Here is a 5,637-nt window from a genome sequence, read left to right on the forward strand (position 1 = left end):
GGCGCGGGGGCGCGGGGGTCTGGTTGGATGGGCGGCATGACTGCTGTGCTGTTGTTTCAGCCTGCCTTGTCTCGGACGGAACTGCTGGCTGCGCCGGTGGCGGAGGCGCTGAAGGGGTGGCCGGGCGCGGAAGAGGTCCAGGTGGCCGAGATCGACCCGGCGCTGGCGGACACTGCGGCGTTCTGCGAGCGGTACGGGGTCTCGCCGGAGGAGTCGGCGAACTGCGTGGTGATCGCGGCCAGGAGAGGCGGGAACACGACGTACGCGGCCTGCGTCGTGGCCGCGACCACGCGGGCGGACGTTAACGGGCTGGTCCGCAGGCGCCTGGACGCGAGGAAGGCCTCGTTCGCGCCGATGGCGGACGTGACGGCGGCGACCGGCATGGAGTACGGCGGGATCACGCCGGTTGGGCTGCCCGCGGACTGGCCGGTGCTGGTCGACGAGGCCGTGGCCAAGACCGGCTCGGTGATCATCGGCTCCGGGATCCGCGGCTCCAAGCTGCGCCTCCCCGGCCGCCTGGTCGCCGCGATCCCCTCGGGCCAGGTGCTGCCCGGCCTGGGCATCCCGGTAAACCCGTAACCGACGGCTAGCAACCAGTCACCGTCACCAGGAGCCTGTAGGCCCGGGCTGCCTGACCATTCCGTCAGCCTCGGCGGCGCGCCGAATTGACACTCCGCGTTCCCAGCGGCATCCTGGGTGAGGTTGAAAACGGGACACCTCGTTCGGTGAGGCGTCTTCACGGACATAGGCCACTGATCCCAACCGTCGAGAGACGCTCCGGATCAGGACACCTCTCCCCGGCCCAAGGGGTGAGGCCAAGTGGCTGGCGGTCATCGGCCGCAATACGCCGTGGAGTGCCAAAGCTCTTACGAGAGAGGTGCGGCCAGGACTATCCCACTCCTGGCGAGTGTTTCCTCAGGTGTCACGGTGATGTGCCTTGATGGCACGCGTGGCCTGGCGCCCCCGTGCGTCGCGACAGAAGGGAGGCTGCGATGGACTCTGATAGTCCGGGCCGAAGTTGGCCCTCCTCGCTGCTATCCCATTCTGTTCCGGCACACGCAAAGGCCCCGAAGGCTTGAATTCCCGCTGAACTGAGCTAATCCGAACTCGCGCCTCACCCTCCCTTGGGCAGGGTCGGCGCGGCCTGCCTCCGCTCGGGCCCAACGCAGCGTGTGCCCCTGTTCCCGTCAGATCTGTTGACGTGAAAGGGGTGTTCACCATGGCCACCATTACCCGTCCCGCTCCCGTCGCTGTCCTTGACGACGCGCACGTGGGCGACATCCGCGGCGCGCTCGGCACGATCGCCGTCGACGACCACGGTCCGCGTACCGGCTTGTCCGCCAAGCTGAAGACGCTGCTGGCCATCGTGGGCCCGGGGCTGATCGTGATGTGCGGCGACAACGACGCCGGCGCGTTCTCCACCTACGGGCAGGCCGGGCAGAACTACGGCACCCGCCTGCTGTGGACGCTGCTGCTGCTGGTTCCGGTGCTATACGTGAACCAGGAGATGGTGCTCCGGCTGGGCGCGGTCACCGGAGTCGGCCACGCCCGGCTGATCCTGGAGAGGTTCGGCAAGTTCTGGGGCGCGTTCTCGGTCATCGACCTGTTCATCCTCAACGCGCTGACCATCATCACCGAGTTCATCGGCATCACGCTGGCGGCCGGCTACCTGGGCGTGCCCAGGCTGGTCGCGGTGGTGCTCGCCGCCGGGGTGATCATCGCCGCGGCGTTCACCGGCAGCTTCCGCAGGTTCGAGCGGATCGCGGTGACGTTCTGCGCCGGGTCGCTGCTGCTCATCCCGCTGGTCCTGCTCACTCACCCGAACGCCGGCCAGATCGCGCACGGCTTCGTGGTCCCCGGCCTGCCGGGCGGCTCGGGGCAGATGGCGACCGTCATGCTGCTGGTCATCGGCATCGTCGGCACCACGGTGGCACCCTGGCAGCTTTTCTTCCAGCAGTCCTACGTGATCGACAAGCGGATCACGCCGCGGTTCATCAAGTACGAGAAGGCCGACCTCTGGATCGGCATCGCGATCGTGGTGCTCGGCGCGGCCGCGCTGATGGGCGCCACCGCCGCCGCGTTCGCGGGCACCGGGGCGGCCGGGCACTTCACCGACTCCGCCGGGCTCGCTCACGGCGTCGCCTTGTACGCGGGGCGTGTGGCCGGGGCGCTGTTCGCCGTCGCGCTGCTCGACGCGGCCATCATCGGCGCGTTCGCCGTCTCGCTGTCGTCGGCCTATGCCATTGGCGACGTACTCGGCATGAAGCACTCGCTGCACCGCGGCGTCGGCCAGGCCAAGGGCTTCTACGCCCTGTACGCCGCGCTGATCTGCGCCGCCGCCACGATCGTGCTCATCCCCGGTTCCCCGCTCGGGCTGATCACCGAGGGCGTGCAGGTGCTGGCCGGGGTGCTGCTGCCCGCGGCCACGGTCTTCCTGCTCATGCTGTGCAACGACAAGGCGGTGCTCGGCCCTTGGGTCAATACCGCGAAGACCAACGCGTTCACCTCGGCCGTCATCGCGGCGCTCGTCACGCTGTCGATCGTGCTGGTCGCGTCGGTGATGTTCCCCGCGATCACGGCCACCCAGATCATCGCGATCGTGGCGGGCTGCGCCGCCGTCGCGGTGACGGCGGTCGGCTGGCTGGGGGCTCGGGGCATCCAGGGCATCCGGCGCCGCGGACGGTCCGTGCCTCGGGACGCCGATGACTCTGCACAGGCCGACCGGATGATGTGGCGGATGCCGCCGCTCGCCGAGCTGGCAGTGCCGAAGATCACCGGCGCCCGCCGGGTCGGCCTCATCGCGCTGCGCGGCTACCTGGCGGTCGCGATGGTCATGGTCGTCCTCAAGGTCGTGCTGATGGCCGTGGCACACTGAGTGCCATGACCGACGCTGCCGGGCCCCTGCCCGGGTCGCTGCCCGGGCCTTTGACCGGGGTACGGGTTGTGGAGCTGGCGGGGATCGGGCCGGGACCGTTCTGCGGGATGCTGCTGGCCGACCTCGGCGCGGAGGTGATCCGGGTGGACCGGCCGGGCGGGCCGCCGTCGACCGTCCCGCTGGACAAGGACGTCACCAGCCGCGGAAAGCGGCGGATCGTCGTCGACCTGAAGCACCCGCGCGGCGCCGAGGTCGTGCTGCGGCTCGCGGCGTCCTCCGATGCCCTCATCGAGGGTTACCGCCCCGGCGTCGCGGAACGACTCGGTGTCGGGCCCGCCGACAGCCTCGCCCGCAACCCGCGGCTCGTGTACGGCCGGATGACCGGCTGGGGGCAGGACGGGCCGCTTTCCGGATCCGCCGGGCACGACATCGCCTACATCGCGGTCACCGGGGCGCTGCACGCGATCGGCCGGGCCGGCGGCCCGCCGCAGGTGCCGGTGAACTACCTCGGCGACTTCGGCGGCGGCGCGCTGTTCCTCGCGCTTGGCGTGGTGGCGGGGCTGTTTTCTGCGCGGCAGACCGGGCACGGCCAGGTGGTCGACGCCGCGATCGTCGACGGCACCGCGGTGCTTCAGGCGATGACCTACGGGCTGCTGGCCGGCGGTGCGTGGGCGGACGAGCGGGGCGTGAACCGGCTGGACACTGGCGCGCCGTTCTACGACGTGTACGCGACGTCCGACGGGTCGTACATGGCGGTGGGCGCGCTCGAGCCGCAGTTCTACGCCGAGTTCACCCGGCTGCTCTTCGCCCCTGAGGGGCTGCCCGCCGATCTGCCGGCGCAGTACGACCGCGCGGGGTGGCCCTCGATGCGGGAGCGGTTCGCGGCGAGGTTCGCGGAACGCTCCGCCGATCAGTGGGCAAAGATTTTCTCCGGAACGGACGCGTGCGTCGCCCCGGTCCGCCCCATGACCGAAGCCCCGGCCGACCCCCAGCTCGCGGCGAGGGGCACGTTCGTGACCGTCGACGGACTGGTCCAGCCCGCACCCGCGCCGCGCTTCTCCCCGGTGCCGGGCAGCGCCCCGATCGCCGCGCTGCCGCCGGGCCGGATCGCCCGCCCCGGCGCGCACACCCGCGAGGTTCTCACCGCCGTGGGCTTCGACGACGTAGACGACCTGCTCGCCGCTGGCGCAATCTGGCAAGCGTAGCGGCCTCAGCCGCTTCTTGCTGTTATCACGCGCCTGGGCGACTTAGGGCGCGAAAGTTACTCCAGAATCGGGATAAATCGGACAAAAAATGTGCTTTTCGCGCCCTAAGTGGCTGCGGTCGGGGTGAGGCCGAGCGGCTTCTTGCTGTTATCAGCGCCCGCCGGGGACTCCCCGAAGATTAGTGGATAGTTAGGCACCTCAGAGGTGCCTAACTATCCATCGTCTTGGCGCACGACACGCTTCTTGCTGTTATCAGCTTCGCAAAATCATCGTGCGGGATAACGCCACGGAAACCGGGCGGTATCCCGCACGATCTTTCCGGGCCTGCAGGCGACAAGCCATTTCTTGCTGTTATCACTGCTGGAGCAAGCAGTGGCCGCGTGCGGAACGCGGGGAGGGGTGGAACGCGAGCGGCGGTGGAACGCGGGCGGGCGCGGGGCGAGGCGAGGTGGGGTGAGGCCGGCGCGGGGCGCGGTGAGGGGGCGGGCGCGAGGCGCGGTGAGGGGGGCGCGCGGGGTGGGGCGCGAGGCGCGGTGGATGCCGAGCGCGGGTGGGGCGAGGCGGGCGCGAGGCGCGGTGGGTGCGAGCGGGAGCCGGCCGAGGGTTAGAGGAGTTCGAGGATGGTGGCGTTGGCTTGGCCGCCGCCTTCGCACATGGTCTGAAGGCCGTAGCGGATGCCGTTGTCGCGCATGTGGTGGATGAGCGTGGTCATGATGCGGGCGCCGCTGCCGCCGAGGGGGTGGCCGAGCGCGATCGCGCCGCCGTTGGGGTTGAGCGCCTTAGGGTCCGCGCCGATTTCGGCCAGCCAGGCGAGCGGGACGGGCGCGAACGCCTCGTTAACCTCGAACGCGCCGATCTCGTCGGGTCGCAGGCCGCTCTTGCGCAATGCCTTCTGCGTCGCGGGAATGGGCGCGGTCAGCATGATCACCGGGTCGTCGGCGGCAAGCACCGCGGTGTGCACGCGGGCGACTGGGGTCAGGCCGAGTTCGCGCGCCGTGTCGCTGGTCGTCATCAGCAGGGCGGCCGCGCCATCGCTGATCTGCGAGCTATTGCCGGCGTGGATCACGCCGTCCGGCTTGAACGCGGGCTTGATCTGAGCGAGCTTCTCGAGCGTCGAGCCACGGCGGACGCCTTCGTCGGTGTCCATCACTGTGCCGTCGTCCAGCTTGACCGGGACAATCTGCCCGGCGAACCTGCCCTCGTCGATGGCGGCCGCCGCCTTCTGGTGCGAGGCGAGGGAGTACTCATCGAGCTGAGTGCGGGACAAGCCCCAGCGTTCGGCGATCATCTCGGCGCCGATTCCCTGGTTCGGGGGCACTCCCTTGAAGAGGGTCTCTAGCCCCGATCCTGACGGGTTCGCCGTCGCCCCCCGTGACGACCCCATCGGGACGCGGCTCATCGACTCGACGCCGCCCGCGACCACCACGTCATACTGGCCGCTGACCAGGCCCGCGGCGGCGAAGTGCACCGACTGCTGGCTCGACCCGCACTGCCGGTCCACCGTCACGCCCGGCACGCTGAGCGGCCAGCCGGCGGCGAGCACGGCGTTGCGGGCGA

4 protein-coding genes and 1 riboswitch are annotated in these 5,637 nt (G+C 70.3%); of the genes, 3 read left to right on the forward strand and 1 reads right to left on the reverse strand.

What is annotated here, in order from left to right:
• The first annotated feature begins 36 nt into the window (after positions 1-36).
• The 3 genes from VGZ32_RS24570 (at position 37) to VGZ32_RS24580 (ending at position 4,080) form a co-directional block, all read left to right on the forward strand.
• On the forward strand, positions 37-579 hold the full coding sequence (locus VGZ32_RS24570; protein ID WP_326888556.1) for a YbaK/EbsC family protein: 543 nt from the start codon (positions 37-39) through the stop codon (positions 577-579).
• Positions 580-710: 131 nt separating this feature from the next.
• Positions 711-884, forward strand: a riboswitch (M-box (ykoK) riboswitch).
• 335 nt (positions 885-1,219) lie between these two features.
• Positions 1,220-2,875: an NRAMP family divalent metal transporter gene (locus VGZ32_RS24575; protein WP_326888553.1), complete on the forward strand. Its 1,656-nt coding sequence runs from the start codon at positions 1,220-1,222 to the stop codon at positions 2,873-2,875.
• A gap of 5 nt (positions 2,876-2,880) precedes the next feature.
• Complete coding sequence (locus tag VGZ32_RS24580) at positions 2,881-4,080, forward strand: CaiB/BaiF CoA-transferase family protein (RefSeq protein ID WP_326888554.1); 1,200 nt, start codon at positions 2,881-2,883, stop codon at positions 4,078-4,080.
• Positions 4,081-4,684: 604 nt separating this feature from the next.
• Here the strand turns inward: VGZ32_RS24580 and VGZ32_RS24585 are convergent.
• Positions 4,685-5,637, reverse strand: a 953-nt coding sequence (locus VGZ32_RS24585; RefSeq protein ID WP_326888555.1) for a thiolase family protein, incomplete at its 5' end; no start/stop codon positions are given.

Source organism: Actinocrinis sp. (assembly GCF_035938995.1).
Taxonomy (GTDB): Bacteria; Actinomycetota; Actinomycetes; order Streptomycetales; family Catenulisporaceae; genus DASZGI01.

What these genes read in the sequence shown, in the direction of transcription:
- VGZ32_RS24570 (WP_326888556.1), top strand. Translation starts at nt 37, where the DNA reads ATGACTGCTGTGCTGTTGTTTCAGCCTGCCTTGTCTCGGACGGAACTG.
- VGZ32_RS24575 (WP_326888553.1), top strand. Translation starts at nt 1,220, where the DNA reads ATGGCCACCATTACCCGTCCCGCTCCCGTCGCTGTCCTTGACGACGCG.
- VGZ32_RS24580 (WP_326888554.1), top strand. Translation starts at nt 2,881, where the DNA reads ATGACCGACGCTGCCGGGCCCCTGCCCGGGTCGCTGCCCGGGCCTTTG.